This is a genomic window from Bifidobacterium magnum (assembly GCF_000741255.1).
In the GTDB taxonomy this organism is placed as follows: Bacteria; Actinomycetota; Actinomycetes; order Actinomycetales; family Bifidobacteriaceae; genus Bifidobacterium; species Bifidobacterium magnum.
The window spans coordinates 19237-42130 of sequence record NZ_JGZB01000001.1 but is presented as its reverse complement, the minus strand read 5'-3'; the positions used below and the strand labels follow the sequence as shown (position 1 = coordinate 42130).

The following is a 22894-nucleotide window of genomic DNA, read 5'->3' as shown; positions in this document are numbered from 1 at the left end:
CACGTCGGTTTGCACAGTCACGCGCAGTATGGAGCGCGCAACATCTGTAATGGGCCCGGGGCTCTCTCCCCCTAGGGGCGCCCAATCACTTCTTGTACATCGTCTCGTACGTGGCGGTGTTCGAGAAGTCGAAGTGCACGCCGTCGATGTCCTTCATGCTCACGGCCGTGATGTTCGAGTACCACAGCGGAATGGCCGGCAGGTCGCGGAACAGGATTTCCTGCGCCTGGTCGAAGTATTCCTTGCGCTGGGCCTCGTCCGTGGTGGACAACGCCTTGTCGAGCGTGGCGTCGAACTCGGGGTTCTTGTAGTCGCCGTCGTTCGAGCCCTTGCCGTCGGCCGCGTCGATCGTGTACAGCGGCGTCATGTAGTCTTCGGCGCTCGGGTAATCCATCGTCCAACCCGAACGGAAGGCCGTGTCGATCGTGCGGTTCGTGATGCGCGTGCGCAGGTCGGCGAAGGTCGCGTACGGGTCGCCGGAAGCGTTGATGCCGAGGTTGTTCTTCAGCTCGTTCGTGACGGCGTCCACCCATTCCTTGTTGCTGCCGTCGGAGTTGTAGGCGATCTTGAAGGAGCCGCTCCACGGGCTGATCTTGTTGGCTTCGGCCCACAGTTCCTTGGCCTTGGCGACGTTGTAGTCGAGCACTTCGCTGCCCGGCAGGCTCTTCGTGTACTCGGCCACGGCCGGGGACGTAAAGTCGGTGGCCGGCGTGCGCGTGTTGTCGTAGAGCTTCTCGCAGATCAGCGAACGGTTGATGGCCATGGAGATGGCGGCGCGGCGCAGGTCGCCTTCCTTGTTGACGCCGAAGTGCTCGAGGCGCTCCGGAATCACGAAGCTGTTGAACTGGGCGCCCGGCTCGCTGTAAGCCTTGACGGCCGGATCGCTCTTGAACGAGAACATTTCAGCCTGCGGCACGGAGTCGAGGAAGTCGAGGTTGCCGCCGACCACGTCGGCGTAAGCCGAATCCATGCTCGTGTAAATCTTGAAGTTGATGCCGTCGTTCTTCGGCTTGCGCTCGCCCTTGTAGGACGGGTTCTTCTTAAGCATGATGTTCTGGTTGTGGTGCCAGGCCTGCAACACGTACGGGCCGTTGCCGATCGGGTGCTCGCCGAACTTGGCGATGTCCTTGTACGCCACGCTCGGCAGCGGATAGTAGGCCGGGTTGGCCAGCTGCACGGCGAACACGGAGTTCGGCTGCGTCATCTTCACGTCGATCGTGTAGTCGTCGGGAGCGCTCAGGCCGCTCATCGTGGCGGTCGGGCTCACCTTTTCGTCCTGCAGCGCGTCGTAGCCGGCGATGGTGGCCAGGTTGCTCGAAGCGAGCTGTGCGTTGTGCACGTTGGCGGCGAAGTTCCACGCGTTCACGAACGACTTGGCCGTTACGGGCTCGCCGTTGCTGAACGTCCAACCGTGCTTCACCTTGATGATGTACTCGGTCGAGTTCGCGTTCGGAGTGATGGATTCAGCGGCTTCCAAGTGCTGCTTGCCCTGATAGTCGTAGCTCACGAGGCCTTCGAACAGCTCGCGCACCACGTTGGTGCCGCCGGTCTCGATGGAGTTGGACGGCACGAGCGGATACTGCGGTTCCGTCTCGTCCGCGGAAATGATGCCGTGAGGTTCGCCTGCGTGCGCGGAAGAGCCGCAACCTGCGACGCTCGTCAGCATAGCGGCGCTGGCGACAACGGCCACGGCCTTCACCACGGTTGAGAACAACTTCGATTGTTTGCCCATGGAAGTTCTTTTGCTCCTCGGTTTAGCTCATCTGAATACGACGTAACGTGTATCTCGGTACACGGCCACAGCGCATTGAAATATCGTGCGCCCATAACGCTGGCATAGTTCACCACAATTGTGACCGATACCGGAATACCCCATTCAAACGACATTTTTTGATAAAACGTTCAATCAGCCTAGTGCCGCTTATTAATTCGGTCGTGTCGTTTTTGGCCGAAAATTTTCCGGGAAACAAATATTTATGGTTCAGAATCCGAGACGAGTTCGACCGAACTGGTCAAGCCATCTTAAAATCGCGCCCTCGCGAAGCGCCCATGGGCAGACTTCCACTTCGTCGACTTCCAGCGCCTTCATGATTTCGACGGCCACAATGCCCGCGCCCACGATCGTAAGCGAACGGTCCTGCGTAATGCCGGGCAGGTTCGATCGTTGCGCCGGTTCGATTTGGGCGAGGCGCGGAATCCAGTCCTCGAGCTGCTGGCGGTCCACAATCAACGTGTCCTCGCGTCCCTGCTGGCGCAGCACGGATCCGGCCAGGCGCGCGAGCGATCGGATGGCCTTCGACGTGCCGACCGCATGGTTGGGCGTTTCGCTCAAGTCGATGGACGCGACGATCGGTTCAATCGATTTGCGCACGAATTCCGCAGCCTTCTTGATGTCGCGTTTTGTGGCGACGCCGCTTTCGGGAAGCAGGTTGTGCGTGACGATGCCCGCGCCGATGGGCGCGCTGACGGCCACCGACGGTTCCTCGTTCGATCCCATGGCCACTTCCAGCGAACCGCCGCCAATGTCGATCATGAGCAGGCGTCCCGCGTCCCATCCGTACCAGCGGCGCGCGGCGAGGAACGTGAGTCGCGCCTCGTCCTCTCCCGACAATACGGTGGCGCGCTGGCCGATCACTTCCTCGATCGAGCGGATGACCTTGTTGCCGTTGGGCGCGTTGTGGATTGCGGACGTCACGAGGCACAGCAGTTGTGTGATGCGGTAGCGTTCCGCGAGTTTCATTGCGTCGTCCACGGCTTCGCACAGTGCGCGGATGCCCGATTTCCTGATCGATCCGTCCGCTTTCATGTACTGGACGAGCTGGATCGTCGTTTTCGTGCTCGCTTCCGGTTCCGGCCGCGTGCCCAGCGCCGCGTCCACAATCAGCATGTGTACGGTGTTCGATCCGATGTCGAGCACGCCAAGACGCGTGGATTTCCTACGTGGAGAGATCATGGTTCCGTTATACCGCGTTCACCCGATTGCCCGTGCGCGCCGTTGGCAACCGATTCCACTGTGGGCGGCAACATGCAAGCCCCGGTTCCCCCTTCTACACTCGGATAGTGAATGGTAAGGCATGGAAACCGAAGGAAAGGGAACAACATGACCGATCAAACGCAGCGGCCGCTGAACGTGGCCATTATGGGTGCGGGCCGCATCGCCCGCCATATGGCCGAAACATTGAGCAAGATGGCGGCGAGCGAAGAGTACGCGAGCGTGGCCAAGCCCTACGCGATCGCGTCGCGCAGCCAGGACAAGGCCGACGCTTTCGCCAAGGATTTCAACCTGCCGCACGCTTACGGCACCTATGAGGCGATGCTCGCCGACCCGGACATCGACCTCGTCTATATCGCTACCCCGCACAATGTGCATGAGGAGAACGGCATCGCCTGCATGCGCGCGGGCAAGAACATTCTGGTGGAAAAGTCGTTTACGGCCAACGAGAAGCAGGCGCTCAACCTGCTCGACGTGGCCGACGACACGGGAATGCTGTGCACGGAAGCCATTTGGACGCGATACATGCCGTCGCGCGCGATGATCGACGAAATCATCTCGAGCGGCATGATCGGCGAAGTGACGAGCATCAGCGCCGACCTGAGCTATCCCGTCTCCTACAAGTCGCGCATGACGGATCCTTCGCTGGCCGGCGGCGCCCTGCTCGACGTGGGCGTCTACCCGCTCAACTTTATCGACATGATCATGGGCGCCCAGGAAATCAAAGACATGTCCACGATCATGGTCCCCTACAGCACGGGCGTGGACGCTTCGAACTCCACGACGCTGGTCTACGACGACAACACGATGGCCGTGGCCACATCCTCCATGCTGTGCGCTTCGGACCGCGACGGCATCGTGCGCGGCACGAACGGCTACCTCATCTGCCACAACATCAACAATGTGGAATCGATTGACGTGTTCGACGCCGACCACAAGCTCACGAACCACCTGCATGTGCCCGAGCAGCTCACGGGCTACGAGTACGAGGTCGCGGCGGCCGTGAAGGCGATCCGCGAAGGCAAGCACGAGTGCATCGAGATGACGCACGCGGACACGCTGCGCATCATGCATCTGATGGACCAGATCCGTCAGGGCTGGAACCTCACGTACCCGTTCGAGTAAGCCGCACCGCCGCGTCCGCGGCTATTCGCGACTACTCCTGCAGCAGCGCGAGCAGGTCTTCCTTCGTCAGCGACGCCAGGCCGCGCACCGTGCTCATGTCGGCCGCGCCGGCGTCGCCCGAAGCGGCCCGCTCGGCGCCCGACTGCGCGTCCAGCAGCATGGATGCCACTTGTGCCTTGCGCTGCTGCAATTGCACAATGCGCTCTTCGACGCTGTGGCGCATGACGATCTGGAACACGTGCACCTGTTCGCGCTGGCCGATGCGGTGGGCTCGATCGGTGGCCTGCTGCTGCGCCGCCTCATTCCACCACGGGTCAGCCAGAATCACGCTGGACGCCGCCGTCAAATTCAGTCCCGTGCCGCCGGCCTTCAGGGAAATCAGCATGACGGGCACATCGCTGGACGGATCGTTGAACGCGTCGACGAGTTCCAGACGTTCCTTCTTGTTCGTCTTTCCCGTAATTTCATACGTTTTGACGCCCTGCGCATGCAGTTGCGCGGCGATATCGTCCAGGAAGCGCACAAACTGGCTGAAAATGAGGACCTTGCGCCCCTCTTCAAGATTCGACTGCACGAGGTCGCCGATCGCTTCCAGTTTCGCGGAACGGCCATCGTAATTTTCATAGATGATGCCCGGATCGCAGCACAGTTCGCGCAGCACCGTCAGTTCGCTCAAGACTTGGATGCCGATCGTGTTCAGGGAGTCGGCCTGCGTAATGAATTGCGCGAGCTGGTTCTCGTGCGCCGCATACAGTTCGCGCTGCTTGTCGCCCATCGGCACGGTGACGACCTGCTCGATCTTGCTCGGCAAATCCGTCAGCACCTGCGACTTGAGTCGGCGCAAAATGAACGGCGCCATCACGGCGCTCAGCCGTGCGGCAGTTGCGGAATCGCCGTCCATAATCGGACGTTCGTAACGTGCGCGGAACTGCTGTTGGGAACCGAGATAGCCGGGCATCACGAAATCGGTGATGCTCCACAATTCCGACGGGCGGTTCTCAATCGGCGTGCCCGTCAGCGCGAACCGGTGCTCGGCCACGAGACGTTTGACGGCGCGCGCGTTCTGCGTGGCCGGATTCTTGATCATCTGCGCCTCGTCCACGATAACGGCGAGCCAGTCGAACACGTCGGCCGTATCAATGCTGCGGCGCAACAGGTCGTAGGAAACAATGCCGACCACATGCTTGCCAGCCTTCGTAAGCGTTTCAATGCGCTGCCAGTCTTCAGCCGATTCAATGACCACGGGCGAAAGCTCGCTCGAGAACCGTTCCACTTCGCTATTCCAGTTGTAGACGAGCGACGCCGGGCACACGACCAAGGACGGCAGCGTGTCGGGCTGAAGTTCGTAGCGGTATTGCAGCCATGCGATGACCTGCAGCGTTTTGCCCAAGCCCATCTCGTCGGCGAGAATGCCGCCGAAGCCCTTGTCGGCCAACAGGTTGAGCCATTCGTAGCCGATTTTCTGGTACGGGCGCAGCGTGGCGTGCAAGGATTGCGGCACCTCGTAGGCGTCGGGGTCGATATTCGTCAGGCCGTCAATGAATTTCTGCAGCGTCTCGTCAGGCTCGAGAATGCCTTCCTGAGCAAGCATGAATACGCGGAACAGCGGCAGCGTCACGTCTCCGCGGTCAAGGGCCGTCATGGAAATGGAATACTGCTCGGTGAACGCGTTGAACTCGTCGAGGTTCGTGTTGTTCAAGTCGATGAACGATCCATCGCGCAGGCGGTGGAAGCGCTTGCGGCGCCGGTAGCTGTCGAGCACGGCGGAAATCTCGTTGGCCGGAATTTCGTTGCTCGTCACATTCAAGTGCAGCATGCCGCTATGCATGCTCGCCTTGACGCTGACGCGCACGGGCGCGCGGTGCATGAGACGGTCGATTTGCGGCGTCGTGAACACTTCGCCGGCGGCGCTTAACGCGCCCAATCCCGTAAACAGCAGTTCGCGCACGCGGATGCCGTCGCTCAGCTTCGCGTAAGGTTCGGGGCATTGCGCGTCGGGCTCCTTCATGAACAGCAGCACGGCTTCGCGCATAAGCTGTTCCATGCGCGTATCGCGCGTCAGCGGCGGTTCGGCGCCCTCCGCGGCTTGGGCCGCCTCGTCGTTGGCCTGAAACACGTCGAATTCAAACTCGCCGTCGCGATAGGTGGCGAGCGCCCGGCACGTGATGGCGTGCGCGGACGTGTCCACATCGATGTAGAAGCGTGCTTGGCAGGTGTCCACGCGCGAGTCGGTCAGCGCGGTCGGCACGGTGATGTTCAGCGCGGAGTCGGTCAGGTCGGGCAATAGCGTGCGGTCGAACAGCGCGATGTCGGCGTCGCTTAAAAAGCTGTTGTTCACGAGTTGGAGCGTGCGGGCGGCGCGCACCATGTCGTCGTTGGCGGGCACGAATTCGAGCGTGCGGTCCGCGGATTCGGAGGGTTCGTTTGCGGCGGCCGCTGGTTTGCCAGACGCGCCTTGGGCTGCATGAGGCGCCGCGTCTTCGCCTTGTTCGCCGTCCCGCGCCACGAGCAGATAGTCGCGTCCTTCGCCACGCACGGTGGTCAGGATGTCGCGGTCCATGCTGATGCGGTAGCCGTGCGTATTGGTGGACTTGTCGTCTATGCGTTCGAAGCGCACGTGCAGGTCGGGGCGCTCCGCCGTCACTTGCACGGGCCGTTCGTTGAGCTGCTCGTCGGTCACGAGGATAAGGGCGCCGCGCGGTGTGGCTTCCACCAGTTCCGCGACTTGCGCTTCGCTGAGTTCCACGGGGCGGAAGCCTTGCGGCATGGGGCGCGCGTGGTCGTGCAACGTGTTCCATGCGGCGCGTTGTGCTTTGGCGATGCGCATGATGGCGCGCGCCAGCGGACGCGATTCGGGTGTGAACATGCGCATGGTGTGCGTAACGGGCGTTACGCGGCCGCCCGCTGTTTCGCACAGCATGGATCCGCGGTGTTCGAGCGCGGTGGTGAACTGGTCGATGTTGTTGATGAAGCTGGATTGGCCGTCGATGACCATGTGGAAGCGGGCGCTCCACGGGGACGATTCGGCTTCGTCAGCGCGCGGTGCCACACCTGCGGGACGGCGGCCGGATTGGCCGTACTGGCCGCGCTGCGCCATGGAGCTTCCCATGCGGGCGAGCGCGATGATGTCGTCGGTGTCGTCTTCGGACGCGTCGCTCCAGTTCATCACGGTATGCAGCGTGACGGAGCCGTCCGGCAATTCTTCAGCGGGCTGCGAGGCGCGCGACGCGGCGCGGGCGCCGTGGAACGTGGTCGGGCGCGCGTCGCGTCCGGCTTTGCGGAACACCGCCCTGCGGCGGTTGGCGACTTCATCGGTTCCCGACTGGTCTTGTTCCATCATTGCCGCCATGAGTTCCCGAGAAGTCAAATTGCCGTCTGCCATGCGCCCTTCCTTTCTCGGCGCCATTCTACCTGACGGCGCTCACCGGGCGCGTCTTAATGGCGAGTGCGGCACTGTTTGCCGCCGATGCCGAACCTGCCTTGCGCATCCCACGGGCCGCCGCTTTCAGCCTTGAGCTCGTCGAGATGGTGTTTCATGGCGACGAGCATGATGTGGGCGTCCTCGAGACCCAAATGCCGTTCATTGTGGTCTTCGGGCAACGCGCCTTGGCGCTTGGCGTAGGCGTCGAGCGTATTGTCGCCGTGCGGATGGTCTTCCGACGGCACGCTCCCCTTGTCCCAATACTGGCTCATCGGCAACGTGTCGATGATCACGATGTGCCCGTCGCGGTACGCTTCGGCGTATCCCTCCACGTTGAACTGGAAATACTTGTGCTCGAATGTGGCGTTGTGCGCAACATACGGCTGTTCGGTCAGACGCCGCAACAGCGAGCGCTGCGCCGCGGGCCATTCGTCGAACGGCAGCATGCCGTTGTCGGCCAGCGAGTTGACGTCGATGCCCGTCAGCTCGCGGATGAACGTGTGGTCGGCCAGCGCGCAGCGTCGCGGTACGCCGAATTGCAGCCGCGCCTGGTCGTACGCGTCTTCGAACGCGTAATAGGGCTCCGTGTAGATGGCCGACTGCACGGCGTCGAGCGGCAGCGTCGAGCGCATGTTCATGCGTTCGAATCCCGCGTCGATAATGTAGGAGCGCCACGGGTTGATGCCTGTGGTTTCCAAATCGATGCCCAGCACCGTGTCGACGGCACGGCCGGGAAGATAGGTGCGGCGCCATTCGCTGTTGCCGTGTTGGACGGGCGCCTGCGTGGTGGCGCGGCTCGTGTCGCGGGCTGCGGCGGCCTGCTGGTCGAGCTGTTCCTTGCTGATGGCGCGGCGCTCTTCATTGATGTGCAGCGACTGGTCCTGGATGTCGTGCATGGGCTGGCCTTGCGGCCACGCCCCAGCGGGGCTGAGAACGGGGACGGTGGTGCCGCCGCTGGAACGCGTCTCCACATTCCACAGTTCGCGCCGTTTGCCCGCTTCGATCAGCAGCGCGATTTCGTCGTTCAATCTGCGGTTCGCGTACGCGAGGGCGCGCGGCAGACGGAACGAGGCGATCGCGCGTTCAAAATCGCCCATGAACGTGCGCACGGTCATGCTCAATATGCCTTCCAAGGCGCGTCGCGTGGCGTAATCGGCGCGCAACAGCGAGACAATATCGACGTTCTCGTCGAGCGGTGCGGAAAAATCGAGGTCCCTAGCGGCGCCCACTCCCGAAATCAGGTCGAGACCGGCGACCCACTGCCAGTCGATAGGACGGTTGTCGGCGTCTTTGGGCATGACGGCCGCCCATGCCGGGATATCTTGGGTCGCCTCGTCGAGCCATGCGAGCGTTTCTGCTGGAACCTGTGTCATGGTGCTTATCTTAGCGAGCGGCGCGGCGCCCGTGCGTATTACGTCACGAACGGACAAATCTTTCCCCAGCGTAACAGGACAAATCGGGAACGATTGTGCGGCCGTTTCGCCGTCGAACAATTCCCATATGTTCCCCAGAACTCTCCCAGACTGCGCTTCGTACGATGACCATGTCAATCACAGATCGATTCGACTCGTAGGGGGTACGAAAATGGCAGACGCAACGTCAGCTCAGGAATCGAAAGAACAACCGACTTTGAAGCAGCCGAAGGAGGCGCTTCCGAAGAACGCAAGCAAGAAGTTCACGTGGACTTCCCCGCAAGGCGAGACCGTCTCGTACACGGCGAACGCGGAAATGGTGCCCGTTCGCGCGGATGACGGTTCGCTGATGGGACACATGTTCATGTTCTCCCAGGTCCGTGACGATGTGGAAGATTCCAGCGACCGTCCCGTCACGTTCCTGTGGAACGGCGGCCCTGGCGGCGCTTCCTACATGGTCAACGTCGGCGGCATGGGCGCACGCCGTGTCAAGGTCGACACGGACAAGCACATGCCGAACGTGGGCGTCATGGAAGACAACCCGTACACGCCGCTGCCCTATTCGGACCTCGTGTTCATCGACGCGTTCGGCACGGGCTTCTCGCATGTGGACCCGAACTACGACGGCAAGAAGGTGTGGGGCGTCGACGGTGACGGCGACGCGTTCGCACGCGGCATCATCGCATGGCTCGCGCTGCACAAGCGCAACAACAGCCCCGTGTACCTGTACGGCGAATCTTACGGCACCATGCGCAACGCCGTGGTGTACCGCATGCTCGGCGAGAAGGGCTTCGGCGTGACGGGCGTCATTGAACAGTCCACGATTCTCGATTACGAACCCGTGATGCCGGGCAACGACGCGTATTACCTGGGCATGGTCCCCGTGTACGCGGCCACGGCCAACTACTTCGGCAAGGCCGGCGTCGGCGAGGATCCGTACGCATGGTTCAACAAGGCGTGCGAGTTCTCGAACACGACGCTCGCGTCCGCCATTGTGCAAGGCGACCAGATCAGCGAGGACGACAAGCGTTCCGTCGCCACGGAAATGAGCGAACTGATCGGCCTGCCTGTCGACTTCATCATGGACAAGGGCCTGCGCATCGAGCTCGACACGTTCCGCAAGTCGCTGCTCAAGGACGAGGGCAAGACGCTGGGCCGCTACGATACGCGCATGGTCACCTACGCCTACCAGGACGTGCAGGGCGACAACGAGTTCTACGCGGGCGAGGATCCGTCCTATGACGGCATCAACGCCACCTACCTCGACTGCTACATGAAGATGCTGCGCGACGAGATCGGTTTCGAAGGCTACTCCAACTACGAGCCGCTGTCGCTCAAGGTAAACATGGATTGGAACTGGACGCACGCCGCTCCGGGCACGATGGGCCCGGCCCAGGTGCCGAATGTCGCGTACGACATGGCGACCGCGTTGCGCCGCAACCCCACGAGCCGCATCATGTTCTTCGGCGGCATCCATGACGCCGCCACCCCGTTCTGGAACGTGAAGCACGACATGAGCAAGCTGTTCCTGCCTAAAGCTTTGAAGCACCAGATCGAGTACCACCTGCACTCCAACGGCCACATGGCCTACGCCGACAACGAGGCGCTCGAAGCCATGGGCCCGGAGCTCAAGGCCTTCTACGAGAAGCGCCACGAGCCCGTGCTGTGAGCCGTAAGGCTTCCATGTGAGTGCGCAAGCGCCACCTGATCAATATGCGAAAATGGCCGCGACAAGCGTTGAATGCTTGTCGCGGCCATTTGCGTATGGGACGGGGTGCCGGGACGGGCGCGGAACGCGCTAGGCTTCCTCAGCCAGTTCCATGGCGTCGGCCGCCTCGTAATCCCCGCACAGCTGGTACATGTCGTGGCGCAAATAGGCCACGCGCTGTTCGAACAGGATCCAGCTCATCACCAGCGCCATACGCTCCTGCGTCTCTTGCGGCGAGAATTCCTGCGCCTCGCTTGTCTGCTGCACATAGTCGAGCAGCGCCTCTATCTGCTCGGCCTCCAGCGGACGCTGGTCCATCCACGACACCGTGTCGTAAGACGCCAGCGGACTGTCGGAACCGAAAATGTCGCAGTATCGCGCCACGGAACGCATGTAGGTCATGGCGCGGTTCAACGCGCTGTAAGCCACGGCACGTGTATCCTCCCAGTTGGCGAACGACAGCGAACATGCGAGCATCTCCACCATGAGGTTCGGATACAGGATCATGGCGCGGCTGCACACCACGTCCCCGACCATGGCGAGCGCCTTGATGCTCGTGTCTATGTCCGCATGGCGCGCCACGGAATCCATGTAGATGCGCAAACGGAATATTTGCGACATCATCATGTCGTAAGCCTCGCAGTTGCGGTCGGCGATCGTGCCGAGGAACTTGCAGCCCAGTTCGATCGCGTACGTGACGGCGCACACGGCGTCCAGCCAGCGCGTGGACGAGTCGGACTGTTCCACGGCGGCCACCACGCCGCTCATGGCCTGGGAGTCGGCTTCAAACGTGGGTACGTTGGCCATGGGGTCGAGCGCCTGCATGTCGGGCGCGCAGCCTTGCTCTTCCAGAGACTGGTAGTACCAGCTCATGGGCGGCATGACGAGGTCTTCAACGTCTTCTGCGGTCGGCACGGGCTCGTCTTCCATGGTCCGCTCCACTTCGAGCGCGCAACGCTGGATCAGGTTCGTCCACAGGTACATGGGTGCGCGCCAGCGGGCGGCGCTGTAGTTCTCGAGTTCCTTTTCCCATTCCCAGGACTCGTTGGATGATGAAAATTCAGGGCTCATGGATATCGATCCCCTTGGTCGATAGTGTCTGACGCTCGAAAATCGAACTTCAGTCTATGCGCCGGGAAATGGCGATTCCAGAGCCCTTACAATTTCTTGGAACAATCTCCAAGGTTTCTTTACAACTGTCGCGTCACGACTGCCGTTTTACAGCTCGAATCCGAGCTCCTTCGCGGCTTCGGTCGGCACGGGATCCTCGATCCAGTAGTCGTCGAGGTTCTCGTCGCTGGTCAGCGAACGGATGATGGCCTTGTCGATATACAGTTCGCCGCTCAAATGGTCGGTTTCGTGCTGGAAGATGCGCGCCGGCCATCCGTGCAGGTGTTCCTCGTGGCGCTCGCCGTCCTCATCCTGCCAGCGCGCGATGATGTCCACGTAACGCTTGCGTACGGCCTGCCATCCGGCCACCGACAGGCAGCCTTCAAAGAATTCGGCGGTCGCGCTGCCCTCGACGGGCTCGTAGCTCGGGTTGATGATCACATGGAACGGGAATTCGGCGAATTCACGCGGGTCGTCCGCATACTCCTCGCTCGTGTGGTCTTCAAGCACGGCGAACGAGAGGTTGATACCGACCTGCGTGGATGCCAGGCCCACGCCGGGAGCCTCGAGCATCGTCACGCGCATGGCTTCGATGAGCTTGGCCATCGTTTTTTTGCTGAGCTGGCCCGTGTACGGTACGGTGGGCTGGCGCAACACAGGTTCGCCAGCCTGCACAATGGGCAGCAAACCGCCGTTTTCCTTGGCGCACTGGTGCAGGAACCGCTCCACGTCGCGGTTGAGTTCCATGTCTACTTTGCTGTTCTTGCCAAACATTCGTCTTCCTTACAGGGCGAGTTCGCGCGCCACAACCTCGGCCAGGCGTGCGCACACTTCGTCGGACTGTTCCTGCGTGGCGGCTTCCACCATCACGCGCACGAGCGGCTCGGTGCCCGAAGCGCGCAGCAGCACGCGGCCCGTGTCGCCGAGAATCTCCTCTTCGGCTGCCACGGCGGCCTGCACGGCCTCGTTCGTCTTCGCGGCGGCCTTGTCCACGTCCGGCACGTTGATTAGCGTCTGCGGCAGCTGCGGGAAGTCGGCGGCCAGTTCCTTGAGGCTCTTGCCGCTCTTGACCACTTCGTTGCACAGCGTCAGCGCGGTAAGCGTGCCGTCGCCTGTGGTGGCGAACTCGCGGTTGATGACGTGGCCCGACTGTTCGCCGCCCAGCGAGTAGTCGCCGCGCAGCATCTCCTCGAGCACGTAGCGGTCGCCCACGCCCGTTTCCACGGTTTCAATGCCCATGTCCTTGAGGGCGAGCTTCAATCCGAGGTTGCTCATGACCGTCACGACCAGCGTGTTGTGGTTGAGCTTGCCTTCGCGCATCTTGGCGCGCGCCAGAATGCCCATGATCTGGTCGCCGTTGACCATGTTGCCGTCTTCGTCCACAGCCAGGCAGCGGTCGGCGTCGCCGTCGAACGCCACGCCCATGTCGGCGCCCGAAGCCACCACCATGGCCTGGAGCTGCTCGGGGTGCGTGGAACCGGCGTTCTTGTTGATGTTGTAGCCGTCCGGGGACGCGTTGATCACGATCACGTCGGCGCCGGCGCGGCGCAACGCCTCGGGGGCCACCACGGAGGTGGCGCCGTTGGCGCAGTCGGCCACGATCTTCAGTCCGCGCAGCGGCTTGGGCTGCGTCTTGTCTTCGTTCAGCGGCGCGATCGCGGACACGAGATGGTCGATATACAGGTTCGTGGCCGTGACCGTGTCATGGGAAATGCGGCCCACGCCGGCGCCCGTCGGACGCTCCCAATCCTCGCCGAGCACGGCTTCAATCTCGTCTTCCTTCGTGTCGGGCAGCTTGAAGCCGCCGCGCGCGAAGAACTTGATGCCGTTGTCGGGCATCGGATTGTGGGAAGCGGAAATCACGGCGCCCATCTCCACATTGAGCACGCTCGTGAGGAACGCGACGCCCGGCGTCGGGATGATGCCCGCGTCGATCACGTCGAAGCCGCCCGCCGACATGCCTGCGGACAGCGCCGCCGCCAGAAAGTCGCCGGACACGCGCGTATCGCGGCCCACCAGGGCGCGGTGGCGGCCCTGGGAACCCTGGCCGTCATTGTCGGCGAGCACGCGCACGGCCGCGTCTCCCAAATCCAACGCGAGCTGCGCCGTCAAATCGCGATTCGCCAAACCGCGCACACCATCGGTACCAAACATTCGTGGCATTGTGTTTCCTCACTGTCTTGAATTGAACGCATCTAGCGCACAAGACTACTCGCACCATTGCCTCGACTGGCCGCAATTACTGTGGCGGCAAAAGAAAAGCCGGGACGCCCCCGAAAGGGCGCTCCGGCCATCGCTAGGTCAGCGACGCTTGGTCACAACCGGCTCACTTGTCCAGATCGTTGTCCAGCGACGTGTTGAAGTCGCTCACCATACGCGTACGGTGGGAGTTCTCCACATTCGCCTTGACCATGCGCAGCAGCGCGTTGTCGGCGTCCGTGTGCTCGGCCAGCCAGGCGTCGCCCGCTTCCACGAGCGCGGCCGGATCGGCAGCCACCGGATACAGGTCGCCAATCAGCGTTTCGGCCATGTGGAACGTCTTGTTCTTCCAGATCCACGTGGCGGCGTCGAAGTACTTGGCCACATACGGATCAGCCAGTTCCTCGGTGCTGGAGCCCGAGAAGGCGCGGGCCACCTGCTCGAGCTGGGAGTTCGTCAGGTCGTTGTTGTGCAACGCCTGGTCCCAAGCCCATGCCTTGGCCTTGGCGGTTTCACGCGCAGCCTTGGCGCCGTAGGCGAACTCGCGGTTCTCCGTGGTGTCGCGCTTGGCGAGTTCCTCGTTGATCTGCTCATTGCTCATCACATCGACGGCGGCGAGCGCGTGAATCAGCGCCCAACGCATGTTGTTGTCGATGTCGAGGCCGTTGAGGACCACGGAGCCGTCGAACAGGCCCTGCACGTTGGCCACGAACTCCTCGTCGCCCAGCGTGCCGTAAGTCAGGTAGGCGCCCACGAGCTGGAACTGGTTGTCGGAACCCGGCTGAGCCGCGGCCGCCAGCTTCCACAGTTCGCCGGCCACGTACTTGGCGATCTGGTCGCGCTTGGTGCGGTCGGTGTAGTGGTGCACGGTCGTGGACAGCTCGGCCAGCGCGTAACGGAACGTCGTGGACTCGGTTTCGGTGGCGAGCATGGCGAGCGTCGTGGTGATGAACTTCTTCGCCGGCAGTTCGCCGTCGCGCGTCATATCCCACAGGGCCAGCCAGATCACGGCGCGGGCCAGCGCGTCGTCGAAGCGGTACAGGTTCTTGCAGGCGAACTCGAGCGAATCCACATCGAAGCGCAGCTTCGTGTAGGTCAGGTCGTCGTCGTTCGTCAGCAGGAACGCCGGACGCTGTCGGCCGATCGCGGCGGCCACGAGCATGCGCTCGCCGTCCACGTCAAGCGAGATCTGGTCCGTGCGCACGATCTTGCCCGTGGCCGGATCCTCGTTGTAGAAGCCGACTGCCAACGAGTGCGGACGCAGCACGTTGTGGTCGGTCGGCGCGGTCTGCTTGAGCGCCAGCGACGTGATGAGGTTGTCGTCGTCGCACGTGATTTCCGTGCTGATCGTGTTGATGCCGGCCTCTTCCAGCCACTTCTTGCTCCACGTGTTCAGGTCGCGGCCCGAGGCGGCCTCGAGCTCGGCGAGCAGGTCGGCGAGCGTCGCGTTCGAGTAGGTGTAGCGGTTCAGGTAGTGGTTGATGCCCTCGAAGAACTTGTCGCGGCCCACGTAGGCCACGAGCTGCTTGAGGACGGACGCGCCCTTGGCGTAGGTGATGCCGTCGAAGTTCACGTAGGTGTTGTTCAGGTCGTTGATCGGCGCCACGATCGGGTGCGTCGTGGACAGCTGGTCCTGGTCGAGGGCCCAGCTCTTCTCGCCGGAGCAGAACGTCGCCCAAGCGTCATGCCATTCGGTGGCTTCCGCGGTGCACAGCGTGCTCATGAATTCGGCGAAGGACTCGTTGAGCCACAGGTCGTTCCACCACTTCATCGTCACGTAGTCGCCGAACCACATGTGGGCGAGCTCGTGCAGTACGGTCACGACGCGGCGTTCGGCCAGTGCGTCGGTCACCTTGGACTCGAACACGTAGGAGTCGCGGATCGTGACCATGCCGATGTTCTCCATGGCGCCGGCGTTGTATTCCGGCACGAAGATCTGGTCATACTTGGCGTACGGGTACGGCACGCCCCACGTCTTGGCGTAGAAGGCGAAACCCTTCTTCGTGATGTCGAACAGGTATTCCACGTCCTTGGCCATGGCGTCCTTGAGGGCCTGGCGGCAGTACATGGCCATCGGCACGGTACGGCCGTCCTCGTTGTCGTAGGACGTGTGCCATTCGGCGTACGGGCCGGCGCAGATGGCCGTCAGGTAGGAGCTCATCGTGGGGGTCGCGGAGAACGTGACCTTCTTGATGCCCTCGTTCGGCTTCTCGGCCATCGTGCCGTCTTCGGTCTGGCCCGAAAGGTCTTCGGACGCGATCTGCGGCTGGTTCGAGGTGACGATCCAGGACTGCGGCGCGGTTACCGTAAAGTTGAACACGGCCTTGAGGTCCGGCTGGTCGAATACGGCGTAGACGCGGCGCGCGTCCGGCACTTCGAACTGGGAGTACAGGTAGACGTTGCCGTCGGACGGGTCGACGCTGCGGTGCAGGCCTTCGCCCGTGGTGGAGTACTGGCAGACGGCCTTGACCGTCACCGTGTTCTTCTCGAGCAGGTTGTCGAGCTGGATGCGGCTATCGGCGAAGACTTCGGCCGGGTCGAGTTCCTTGCCGTTGAGCACCACGGACTTGACTTCGTTGGCGATCAGGTCGAGGAAGGTGGAAGAACCCGGTTGTGCGCCGAATTCGATCGTGGAGGTGGACAAGAAATTCTTCGGGCCACGCGTCAGGTCCAAATCCACGTGGTACGTCATCGGTCCACGCACAATACTCTTGCGTTCTTCTGCTTCTACGCGCGTAAGGTTTGCGCCAGGCATGTCACTCCTTCTTATTCTTCTTCATGAGCGCCGCGGCCCGCAGGTTCCGTGCAATACGGAGTTGGTGCGAACCGCGGCGGTCTCGTTGGTTCAATTATGGTGAATACACCTTTGACGGTGCGGCGGACGCTTAGTCGCGCTCGTGCTCCATGTCGTCCATGTCCGCGGCGATGTCGGCCACGACGGGCACGATCATCGGCTTGCGGCGCAGCTGGCGCGAAATCCAGCTGCCAAGCGTGCGGCGCATGATCTGCTGCATGCGGTGCGTGTCCTTGACGCCGTTCTGCATGGCGTCCTCGAGCTGCTCGACGATCTGCTCGCGCACGCGTTCGAAGTCGCGTTCGTCTTCCGCCACGGCGTTCAGGTAGATCTTCGGGCCCGACACGATCTGCTTAGAGTCCGTGTCGACCACGGCGAAGCAGGAGACGAAGCCTTCGGAGCCCAGAATACGGCGCTTCTCGAGTTCGTCTTCCGTCAGCTCGCCGACGGAGTCGCCGTCCACGTACACGTAGCCGCACGGGACGGAACCGACCACAGCGGCCTGACCGTGGTAGAGGTCCACCACGTCGCCGTCCTCGGCGAGCACCACGTTCTGCGGGTTGACGCCCGTCTTCACGGCAAGCAGGCCGTTGGCCACGAGATGGCGGTTTTCGCCGTGGATCGGCATGGCCGCCTTCGGCTTGACGATGTTGTACATGTACAGCAGTTCGCCCTCGTTGCAGTGGCCCGAAACGTGCACGGCGGCGTTGTCGCGGTTGACGACGCGGGCGCCGCGCTGCACGAGCTTGTTGATGACCTTGTACACGCCGTGCTCGTTGCCCGGGATCAGCGAGCTGGCCAGGATCACGGTGTCGAACTCGTTGATTTCGATGTCGCGGTGCGTGCCGTTGGCGATGCGGCCGAGCGCTGCCAGCGGCTCGCCCTGGGAGCCCGTGCACATGTAGACGAGCTTGTCGTCCGGATAGTTGTGCGCCTGCTTGACGTCGATCACCGTGTCTTCCGGCAGGTGCAGGTAGCCCAGATCGGCGGCAATGGCCATGTTGCGGACCATGGAGCGTCCGACGAACACGACCTTGCGGCCGTACTTGTGGGCGGCGTCCACCACCTGCTGCACGCGGTGCACGTGGCTCGAGAAGCTTGCGACAATGATCTTGCGCGTGGCCTGCGCGAACGCGAGGTCGAGCGCCGGGCCGATGGAGGTTTCCGGCTTCACGAAGCCCGGAACCTCGGCGTTCGTGGAATCCATCATGAGCAGGTCCACGCCGCGTTCGCCAAGCTTGCCGAACTCCACGAGGTCGGTGATGCGGTGGTCGAGCGGCAGCTGGTCGAGCTTGATGTCGCCCGTGTCGATCAGCGAGCCGGCCGGCGTCTCGACGTATACGGCGAGCGCGTCCGGAATCGAGTGCGTGACGCTGACGAATTCGAGATGGAACGGGCCGACCTTCATCTTGTCGCGGCCCTTGACCTCGATAAGCGTCGGGTTGAGGCGGTGCTCCTCGCACTTGGCCTTCACGAAGCCCAGCGTGAGCTTGGAGCCGATCAGCGGGATGTCCGGACGCAGCTTGAGCAGGTACGGGACGCCGCCGATGTGGTCTTCGTGGCCGTGCGTGAGCACGAGAGCCTCGACGTCGTCAAGGCGGTCCTTGATGTAGTTGAAGTCGGGCAGGATCAGGTCGACGCCCGGCTGCTCCTCTTCAGGGAACAGCACGCCGCAGTCGATCAGCAGCAGGTGGCCGTTGTACTCGATGACGTTCATGTTGCGGCCGATTTCGCCCAGGCCGCCCAGCGGCACGATGCGCATGGAGCCCTTGCGATACTTCGGCGGGGCCACGCGCTTGATGTTGCGCGTATCGGAAGCCACGATCGTGCGCGTCTGCGCCGACTTCTTGCCGACGGCATTGCGGTGCACGGCGGCCTTGTTGCGCAGGTGCTTGTGGACGGTGCCGCGCTTGCCGGCCGTTACCGTGCGCGAGTTCTTGTGGGCCAGGCCGCGCTTGGCTTTGGGTCCGCCTTGGGCAGCGGAACGCGTGGTCTTGCGAGTGCCTTTATGTTGTGTTTCTTTCATTTCCTATATCTGGATTCTCTTTGGTTGCCACGCCCCTATGAGCGTGGCGGGGTCTTGGAATCCATCCCTTGTGACGGCATGATATGGGGCCCGGCAATGCGGGCCGCCAATGCCTTGCGTGCGAATTACAGCAGATGCGCGTCCGCGAGCGCCTCATGCATGGCGATGAGCTGCGCGTCGTTCGGGCCGACATTCGGCAGGCGCATGGTGGTGCTGTCGATCAGGCCGCGTTCATGAAGCGCCGCCTTGGCCATCACGGCCTGGAAACCCGTGCCGTTCATGGCTTCAATAACCGGGGCGATGTCGCGGGCGATGTGCTGGGCTTGTTCAATGTCCCCATTGTCGAACGCTTCGGCCAGCAACGCCATGGGGCCGGCGGCCGCATGGGCCGCTACGGAGATCACGCCTACCGCGCCGATGGAAAGGAAGGGTAGGTAGAGCGCGTCGTCGCCCGAATACCAGGTCAGGCCCGTTTCCAGATGCTTGCGCACGGCCCCGGCGATGTCTCCCGTGGCGTCTTTCACGGCGGTGACATGTTCCAGCTCCGCAAGGCGACGGTAGGTTTCCAGAGCGATTTTCACTCCGGTGCGGCCGGGAACGTCGTAGACGATAATCGGCTTGTCGGCGGACTGGTCGACGGCCTGGTAATGGCAGAAAATGCCTTCTTGGGATGGACGTGAATAGTAGGGGCACACGACGAGCACCGCGTCGGCGCCCGCTTCCTGTGTTTGCTCCACCATTCGAACGGTATGCGCCGTATCGTTGGATCCGGCGCCGGAGATGACCGGCACCGACACGGCTTCCTTGACGGCTTTGACCAGCGACACCTTTTCTTCCATATGCGTGGTGGGCGATTCGCCGGTTGTTCCATTCACCAGGATGCCGTCCGCGCCGTCATTGACCAGCTGTTTGGCAACGCGCTGCGCGGCGTCAAAATCAACGGCACCAGTGTGCGTCATTGGCGTCACCATGGCGGGAATCACCCTGCCGAATGGAGCGGGATCCAAAAGATGAATAGTTCCGTCAGTCATAGTTCTCACGGTACCGGCCAGTAACGACTGGTACCGCGTTCATTTCAGCCTACAGACGGTTATAAATCAAGGAAATTGTCCAATCCGACGGTAAGTCCCTGATATGTGTCGCCGGCCATCTTGCGTACGGCGAGCAATACCCCCGGCATGAAGCTGGAACGGTCGAAACTGTCGGCGCGCAACACGAGCTGTTCTCCCGCGTTGCCGAACAGCACTTCTTCGTGCGCGTTCAGTCCGCGCAAGCGTACGGCGTGGATGTGGATGCCGTCAACCACTCCCCCGCGCGAACCGTTGTCCGACTGCGTGGCGTCCGGGACGAGTCCCATTCCGGCCGCCTCGCGGGCCGCGGCGATGGCCTGGGCCGTATGGATGGCGGTGCCGCTGGGCGCGTCGACCTTGTCGGGATGGTGCAGTTCCACGACTTCGGCGGACTCGAAATAGGGCGCCGCGATTTTGGCGAAATAGTCGGCGAGCACGGCGGAAATCGCGAAATTCGGCGCGATGAACACGCCTTGGGCCGGGCGCTCGGTCAATGCGGCGCTCACCTGGTTGAGCTTGTCTTCCGTCCATCCCGTGGTGCCGACTACCACGTTCACGCCCTGCTTGACGAGCGCGAGCACGTTGTCGAGTGCCGCGGACGGCACGGTGAATTCGACGGCCACGTCCGTGTTCTCGGGCGTGATCTGCGCGAGATCGTCGCCCGCGTCCAGCGCGAGCGCCAGTTCCATGTCGGGCGCGTTCTTGACGGCCTGTACGACGTGCGACCCCATGCGTCCGTGGGCGCCTACTACAGAAACTCGAATCATTGGTGTTCCTTCCTACTGTCGATTGTCATTATGACGTACCGTGCGCCGGGAACCGTCGGCGCATCTCACTTCCGCCGTCCCGACGATGCGCTGCTTTGTTGCCGTTACCAGCGCCGCTCATCGCTGGCGGTGGTGGTGAATTCCCGGCGGTCCTTGCGCGAGACCACGAACCAGCCGATCAGCGCGAACGGAATGGATGCGACGACCACCACCCACGTCATCATCAATCCCGCGTGCGTGTCGATATGGTCGAGCACCACGCCGCCGATCATCGATCCGAGCGACGTGCCCACGGAATTGAAGGTCGTCAACCATGACAGACCCTCCGTGAGCGAATGTTCGGGAACCGTGTCCTTGACAATGAGGTTGCCCGTGGCCAGCAGCGGCGCGATCACGAGGCCCGAGAGCACTTCCACAATGCCGAGCGCGATGAAATGGTCCATGACGGCGTGCATGGCCATGAAGCCTGCGGCCAGAATCACGAGGCACACCACCATGCGCCGCCAATGGGAACCGCGGTGTTCGCGCGAGCCGAACACCATGGCGCCGATCAGCGAGCCGAGCGCGAGCATCGCAAGCTGGATGCCGAGGAACTTTTCCAGTCCTGCGGCTTCCATGGCCGCCGTGATCGACACGTCGAAGGCGCTGAAGCTCATGTTGAAAATGAGGAACGTGAGCATGAGCGGCAAAATGCCGGCGAGCAGCAGCACGTTGCGCGTGCTCTTGTTGTGGGATTTGACGAGCACGCCGCGTCCCAGGCCATGGGCTTCATCGGCGGCGTCGCCCGTGGATACCCATGATCCGTGCGCACTTGCGGCGCCTGGCACGGTTTTCGCCTCCGCGTTCGCCTTGGAGACTTCCGTGGCCACGGGCTTCAGCACGGGCGGCATGCTGTCCTTGAGCGAGAAGAATACGGCGCCACCGATAGCCGCGGCCGCGGCCGGCACGAACAGTTGCGAGACGGGGTGCACGGAGGTGGCCAGCGTTGCCGCGAGAATCGGGCCGAGAATGAACACCATTTCATCGACGGCCGCTTCGAACGCGTAGGCCGTGTCGAGCAGCTCGTTGTTGTCCGTGCGCTCCAACAGGTAGGCCCATCGCGTGCGCACCAGCGCGCCGAACGAGAACTGTGTGGCGCCCATGATGATGGCGAGCGCGAACAGCACGCCCACGGGAACGCGGAATAGCGCCGCGAACGCGAACGCGAACATCACCACCACTTGTACGGAAAGCAGCGGAACGCCCACCTTGCGCTGGCCCAGACGGTCGAACATGCGCGCGTACAGCGGCGTGACGGCGGCCACGGCCAGAATGTAGCAGGCGCTCATCGCGCCCGCGATCGTCCAGTTGTTGTACATGCGGTTGAGCGCCAGCACTATGCCGAGGCTCATCATGGAAAGCGGGAGCCTCGCGATGGCGGCGGATTCGCAAAACGCTTTGGCTCCGGGCAACGCGAACATGCGCACGTAGGGCGAACGGGGTTTGGTCATGTCAGTCTGCATACAAGCCGGTTCCTTGCACAGTTGTTATATGCGGGTTATATGAGCCAACCTATCAGTCCGCCACCACACCGCGGTAAATGAACATGTCGACGGGCGGCAAATAAGGCTCGTCGTTGTCCTCGGGATGGTCGGCGTGGAAGCGTTCGGCCGTGCGCTCGAGCCCCTTGTATTCGTAGAACGAATAGTCGCAGTCCGATCCCGTGTGCAAGTAGAAGGCGTGCGCGCCGGCCGCGCGCAACGTGTCCATCATGTCGCGCCACAGCGTGCCGCCAACTCCCATGCCACGCACGTCGGGCGACACCATGAACAGCTCGAGTTCGGCCTGGTTGTTGTCCGGATTGTTGGAATCATTGTTCTCTTCGAGGTAACGTTCGTTGCGCCAGAAGACGCCTTCAAGGCTGTCGAGCGCGAGACGGCCGCGCGGGTTGGCCGCGATCAGCGGGCGCATCTCTTCCATGGCCGCTTCGGCTTGCGGGAACAGTTGCGGCTGGCCGAACACGCGCACGAGGCATACGCCCGCGAACTCGCCGTCACCGTCCTCGTTGAATCCGGCGCCGTTGTTCACGAGCGCGATCTTGCCCGTGGTGGTCAGCGACATGTAGTGCAGCGCGTTGTATCGCGCGAGCAGCGCGCCTGTCGGAGTGCCGTCAAGCTCGCCCACCTGCGGCCAGACGCGGTCGAAGGCCGCGGTGATCATGTCGAGATCGTCCCAGCCGACCGTGCGGAAACTGACTTCTTCTTGTATGGACTCGCTCATGTGCATCCCCC

Annotated in this window: 15 protein-coding genes; 2 read left to right on the top strand and 13 right to left on the bottom strand. The window is 62.5% G+C overall.

Annotated features, from left to right (window positions below):
- Window positions 1-85 precede the first annotated feature (85 nt).
- Both BMAGN_RS00110 and BMAGN_RS00105 read right to left on the bottom strand, forming a co-directional pair.
- Window positions 86-1732 (bottom strand): peptide ABC transporter substrate-binding protein, encoded by a 1647-nt coding sequence (locus tag BMAGN_RS00110; protein ID WP_022859879.1) that lies wholly within the window; start codon window positions 1730-1732, stop codon window positions 86-88.
- A 249-nt stretch (window positions 1733-1981) separates the two neighbouring features.
- The gene (locus BMAGN_RS00105) at window positions 1982-2953 is read right to left on the bottom strand and encodes a Ppx/GppA phosphatase family protein (protein WP_026502035.1); all 972 of its coding nucleotides are present in this window, start codon (window positions 2951-2953) and stop codon (window positions 1982-1984) included.
- A 147-nt stretch (window positions 2954-3100) separates the two neighbouring features.
- Between BMAGN_RS00105 and BMAGN_RS00100 the strand changes: the two genes are divergently transcribed.
- Window positions 3101-4117 carry a Gfo/Idh/MocA family protein gene (locus tag BMAGN_RS00100; RefSeq protein ID WP_022859877.1) on the top strand — a complete coding sequence of 339 codons (1017 nt, stop codon included), beginning with the start codon at window positions 3101-3103 and terminating at the stop codon, window positions 4115-4117.
- A gap of 31 nt (window positions 4118-4148) precedes the next feature.
- On the opposite strand, the gene BMAGN_RS00095 is transcribed toward BMAGN_RS00100, so the two are convergent.
- Window positions 4149-7499: a DEAD/DEAH box helicase gene (locus BMAGN_RS00095; RefSeq protein WP_022859876.1), complete on the bottom strand. Its 3351-nt coding sequence runs from the start codon at window positions 7497-7499 to the stop codon at window positions 4149-4151.
- A 53-nt stretch (window positions 7500-7552) separates the two neighbouring features.
- The gene (locus BMAGN_RS00090) at window positions 7553-8911 is read right to left on the bottom strand and encodes a 3'-5' exonuclease family protein (protein WP_026502034.1); all 1359 of its coding nucleotides are present in this window, start codon (window positions 8909-8911) and stop codon (window positions 7553-7555) included.
- Window positions 8912-9122: 211 nt separating this feature from the next.
- Between BMAGN_RS00090 and BMAGN_RS00085 the strand changes: the two genes are divergently transcribed.
- Window positions 9123-10619, top strand: a complete 1497-nt coding sequence (locus tag BMAGN_RS00085) for a S10 family peptidase (RefSeq protein ID WP_022859874.1) — start codon at window positions 9123-9125, stop codon at window positions 10617-10619.
- A gap of 129 nt (window positions 10620-10748) precedes the next feature.
- Here the strand turns inward: BMAGN_RS00085 and BMAGN_RS07785 are convergent, their stop codons facing one another.
- The 9 genes from BMAGN_RS07785 to BMAGN_RS00040 all read right to left on the bottom strand — a co-directional run bounded on the left by BMAGN_RS07785 (window position 10749) and on the right by BMAGN_RS00040 (window position 22883).
- The gene (locus BMAGN_RS07785) at window positions 10749-11729 is read right to left on the bottom strand and encodes a hypothetical protein (RefSeq protein ID WP_022859873.1); all 981 of its coding nucleotides are present in this window, start codon (window positions 11727-11729) and stop codon (window positions 10749-10751) included.
- Window positions 11730-11876: 147 nt separating this feature from the next.
- On the bottom strand, window positions 11877-12542 hold the full coding sequence (locus tag BMAGN_RS00075; RefSeq protein ID WP_022859872.1) for a peptide deformylase: 666 nt from the start codon (window positions 12540-12542) through the stop codon (window positions 11877-11879).
- A 9-nt stretch (window positions 12543-12551) separates the two neighbouring features.
- Window positions 12552-13931, bottom strand: a complete 1380-nt coding sequence (glmM, locus tag BMAGN_RS00070; protein WP_026502033.1) for a phosphoglucosamine mutase — start codon at window positions 13929-13931, stop codon at window positions 12552-12554.
- A 163-nt stretch (window positions 13932-14094) separates the two neighbouring features.
- On the bottom strand, window positions 14095-16722 hold the full coding sequence (gene pepN / locus BMAGN_RS00065) for an aminopeptidase N (RefSeq protein ID WP_022859870.1): 2628 nt from the start codon (window positions 16720-16722) through the stop codon (window positions 14095-14097).
- A gap of 130 nt (window positions 16723-16852) precedes the next feature.
- Window positions 16853-18787: a ribonuclease J gene (locus BMAGN_RS00060; protein WP_022859869.1), complete on the bottom strand. Its 1935-nt coding sequence runs from the start codon at window positions 18785-18787 to the stop codon at window positions 16853-16855.
- Window positions 18788-18912: 125 nt separating this feature from the next.
- Complete coding sequence (dapA, locus tag BMAGN_RS00055) at window positions 18913-19818, bottom strand: 4-hydroxy-tetrahydrodipicolinate synthase (protein ID WP_022859868.1); 906 nt, start codon at window positions 19816-19818, stop codon at window positions 18913-18915.
- A gap of 59 nt (window positions 19819-19877) precedes the next feature.
- Window positions 19878-20624 (bottom strand): 4-hydroxy-tetrahydrodipicolinate reductase, encoded by a 747-nt coding sequence (gene dapB, locus BMAGN_RS00050; protein ID WP_022859867.1) that lies wholly within the window; start codon window positions 20622-20624, stop codon window positions 19878-19880.
- A 104-nt stretch (window positions 20625-20728) separates the two neighbouring features.
- Window positions 20729-22126, bottom strand: a complete 1398-nt coding sequence (locus BMAGN_RS00045; RefSeq protein WP_022859866.1) for an MFS transporter — start codon at window positions 22124-22126, stop codon at window positions 20729-20731.
- Window positions 22127-22178: 52 nt separating this feature from the next.
- On the bottom strand, window positions 22179-22883 hold the full coding sequence (locus tag BMAGN_RS00040) for a GNAT family N-acetyltransferase (RefSeq protein WP_022859865.1): 705 nt from the start codon (window positions 22881-22883) through the stop codon (window positions 22179-22181).
- Window positions 22884-22894 lie beyond the last annotated feature (11 nt).

What these genes read in the sequence shown, in the direction of transcription:
- BMAGN_RS00085 (WP_022859874.1), top strand. Translation starts at nt 9,123, where the DNA reads ATGGCAGACGCAACGTCAGCTCAGGAATCGAAAGAACAACCGACTTTG.
- BMAGN_RS00060 (WP_022859869.1), bottom strand. Translation starts at nt 18,787, where the DNA reads ATGAAAGAAACACAACATAAAGGCACTCGCAAGACCACGCGTTCCGCT.
- BMAGN_RS00100 (WP_022859877.1), top strand. Translation starts at nt 3,101, where the DNA reads ATGACCGATCAAACGCAGCGGCCGCTGAACGTGGCCATTATGGGTGCG.
- BMAGN_RS00090 (WP_026502034.1), bottom strand. Translation starts at nt 8,911, where the DNA reads ATGACACAGGTTCCAGCAGAAACGCTCGCATGGCTCGACGAGGCGACC.
- BMAGN_RS00110 (WP_022859879.1), bottom strand. Translation starts at nt 1,732, where the DNA reads ATGGGCAAACAATCGAAGTTGTTCTCAACCGTGGTGAAGGCCGTGGCC.
- BMAGN_RS00045 (WP_022859866.1), bottom strand. Translation starts at nt 22,126, where the DNA reads ATGCAGACTGACATGACCAAACCCCGTTCGCCCTACGTGCGCATGTTC.
- BMAGN_RS07785 (WP_022859873.1), bottom strand. Translation starts at nt 11,729, where the DNA reads ATGAGCCCTGAATTTTCATCATCCAACGAGTCCTGGGAATGGGAAAAG.
- BMAGN_RS00105 (WP_026502035.1), bottom strand. Translation starts at nt 2,953, where the DNA reads ATGATCTCTCCACGTAGGAAATCCACGCGTCTTGGCGTGCTCGACATC.
- BMAGN_RS00095 (WP_022859876.1), bottom strand. Translation starts at nt 7,499, where the DNA reads ATGGCAGACGGCAATTTGACTTCTCGGGAACTCATGGCGGCAATGATG.
- glmM (WP_026502033.1), bottom strand. Translation starts at nt 13,931, where the DNA reads ATGCCACGAATGTTTGGTACCGATGGTGTGCGCGGTTTGGCGAATCGC.
- dapA (WP_022859868.1), bottom strand. Translation starts at nt 19,818, where the DNA reads ATGACTGACGGAACTATTCATCTTTTGGATCCCGCTCCATTCGGCAGG.
- dapB (WP_022859867.1), bottom strand. Translation starts at nt 20,624, where the DNA reads ATGATTCGAGTTTCTGTAGTAGGCGCCCACGGACGCATGGGGTCGCAC.
- BMAGN_RS00040 (WP_022859865.1), bottom strand. Translation starts at nt 22,883, where the DNA reads ATGAGCGAGTCCATACAAGAAGAAGTCAGTTTCCGCACGGTCGGCTGG.
- BMAGN_RS00075 (WP_022859872.1), bottom strand. Translation starts at nt 12,542, where the DNA reads ATGTTTGGCAAGAACAGCAAAGTAGACATGGAACTCAACCGCGACGTG.
- pepN (WP_022859870.1), bottom strand. Translation starts at nt 16,722, where the DNA reads ATGCCTGGCGCAAACCTTACGCGCGTAGAAGCAGAAGAACGCAAGAGT.